The organism is Blautia sp. DFI.1.216 (genome assembly GCF_020594215.1).
Lineage (GTDB): Bacteria > Bacillota > Clostridia > Lachnospirales > Lachnospiraceae > Blautia_A > Blautia_A wexlerae.
In genome coordinates, this window is sequence record NZ_JAJDML010000111.1 from 1 (window position 1) to 2,559 (window position 2,559).

Here is a 2,559-nt window from a genome sequence, read left to right on the forward strand (position 1 = left end):
TTGAACAAAATCGCTGCGCGATGGCTTGCCAAGGCTGTGGCGCAGCTTTCTTTTTCTCAATAATAAAATAGGCAATGGCAATTCTTACCAGTATTTGATATTGTAAAGTTACCACACAAAACAATTCAATACAGAAAGACACCACTGCCTATGAAAAGAATACCATTTGACCGCTTTTCTGACAAGCGGTTTTATTATGCTAATGCACCTCCATGTAAGCAGGGTTTTTCATTAACTACTGATTTTACATGGAGGATTTTATTATGTACGAAGAAATTTTTAATCAGATTCGATCTGCTGCAAATAAACGGAATCTCAAGGATTCCACGATTCATGCATACTGTACCAGTGTTGCTCATTTTTTGAACCGCACAGCCAAGGATATAGATGCATTAACAACTGACGATGTTGATATATTCCTAACTGAAAAGAAACTTTCCGGGATTTCACCAGAAACATACAATCACTACCATTCAGGAATCCGCTTCTTTTACAAAAAAATATTGAAGAAGAATTGGGATGATGATGACATACCTCGTATGAAAAGGGACAGAAAGTTACCAACGGTGCTTACAAAAGCAGAAATATCAGCTATTCTTGATGCTACGCCAAATTTGAAGCACAAAGCTATGATTGCTACTATGTATTCAGGCGGACTTCGTGTTTCAGAAGTCACACATCTTCATTATGATGATATTTCACGCACGAACAAAACCATACACATCCGTGATGGGAAAAGTCGCTCTGATCGTTATACTTTGCTTGCAGACCGGACGCTCGAAATATTGACAGAATACTGGTTTCAATGTGGCAGACCAAGGGGGATTCTGTTCCCAAGTTCATGGACAGGGGATTATCTTACAAAAGATAGTGTCATTCAGTTTTTTCGTGAAAGCGCCGAAAGAGCAGGCATTCAGAAACATGTCTCCACACATTGTTTGCGTCATAGTTTTGCAAGTCATCTGTTTGAGTCAGGCTGCGATATAAAATACATTCAGGCTCTTTTGGGACATCGTGATCCAAAATCAACAGAAATTTATCTGCATGTAAGCAATAAAACTCTGCTTGGTATTAAAAGCCCATTTGATGAGATGGGTGGTGAATGATTATGGATAAATCATGTACGATACAGGATGTATTTGAACGGTTCTATCCTTCTTATGAAAAGAGGAGTAACCCTCCTGCTCATCACAGAAAAACGGCTTATCACATCAGAAACTGTAAAACAGGAGTTTTTGGTGTAAACATCAGTGTTTGTGAGGACTGCGGATGTATCAGTGTTCACAACAACTCCTGCAGAAGCAGATGCTGTCCCATGTGCCAGGAGTTTCCGAAAGAGAAATGGATTGATGCACAAAAAGAGAACGTATTGGATGCACCCTATTATCATGTAGTATTCACAGTTCCTGAGGAATTGAATTCCATTATTTACAGCAACCAGAAGCTGTTATATGATGCACTGTATCATGCTGCTTCAGCCACATTGAATGAATTGTCAAAAGATGCAAAGTACCTGGGAGCTGATATAGGGTATATCTGCATTCTTCATACCTGGGGTTCTGCAATGAATTATCATCCTCATATTCATACCATTGTTCTTGGAGGTGGGCTTGATGATGAAAATAAATGGAAAGAAACAGGTGGAAATTTTTTTCTCCCATATGGTGTCATCTCAAAGGTGTTCCGTGGAAAATATCTGGATGAGTTAAAAAGCCTGTGGAATGATTCTAAGCTTAAATTTCATGGTACAGCGGAGAAATATCAGAACAGCTATCGTTTTAAAGAACTTCTTGATAAGTGTTATGAAAAGAACTGGGTCACTTACTGTAAAGAAACTTTCAATGGTGCACAGTCGGTTATCAATTATCTTGGAAAATATACCCACAGGATAGCAATCAGTAATCAGCGAATTAAATCCATGAAAGACACGACAGTTACATATGCAGTAAAAGACTATAAAAACGAAGGCTGTTGGAAAGAGAAAACAATTTCAGGAGAAGAATTCATCCGTCGATTCCTGATGCATGTTCCTCCCAAACAATTTGTCAGAATCCGTCACTATGGTCTGCTATCATGTAGAAACAAGAGAAAAAAGATAACTCACTGCAGAAATCTGCTTGGATGCAAGAAATACATTTCTACATTAAAAAATCTAAATGCAATAGAAATGATAAAGGTTTTGTATCACATCGATGTATGCAAATGTTCTTCTTGCGGAGGGAATATGGTATCACCCCGCAAAGATAAATACAGTTCTTCTTTTTGTGCACATATGAGATGTTAAAATCTACAATTGCATAGAATAAATGACTTCCGCATAGGAGGTTTGTTTGTCATGCCTGAAATTGATTTCTTGAATAAAAAAACTTTTACCAAAACATCCGGTATGATAAACTTAAGGAAAAGAGCAACGATTGAATCCCCATAGCTATCGGCTAAAGGGACGCGACTTTGTTCACCAAGGTAAAATCGAAATTGATGTAAACGAAAGGGCAGTTTTTATCAGAACTCAAGGCTGCTTTTTCGTTTACACCAACTCCGATTGTTTCCTTAACAGTT

2 protein-coding genes are annotated in these 2,559 nt (G+C 38.0%); both read left to right on the forward strand.

Annotated elements, in window-relative coordinates; all coding sequences use genetic code 11:
• Positions 1-263: 263 nt before the first annotated feature.
• Positions 264-1,106, forward strand: a complete 843-nt coding sequence (locus tag LJE11_RS18805; protein ID WP_020993164.1) for a tyrosine-type recombinase/integrase — start codon at positions 264-266, stop codon at positions 1,104-1,106.
• Between the two features lie 2 nt (positions 1,107-1,108).
• Entirely contained in the window at positions 1,109-2,284 is a 1,176-nt protein-coding gene (locus tag LJE11_RS18810) for an IS91 family transposase (protein ID WP_020993160.1), read from the forward strand.
• Positions 2,285-2,559: the final 275 nt, after the last annotated feature.

Excerpts from the sequence above, each read along its gene's own strand:
- LJE11_RS18805 (WP_020993164.1), top strand. The coding sequence starts at position 264 with ATGTACGAAGAAATTTTTAATCAGATTCGATCTGCTGCAAATAAACGG.
- LJE11_RS18810 (WP_020993160.1), top strand. The coding sequence starts at position 1,109 with ATGGATAAATCATGTACGATACAGGATGTATTTGAACGGTTCTATCCT.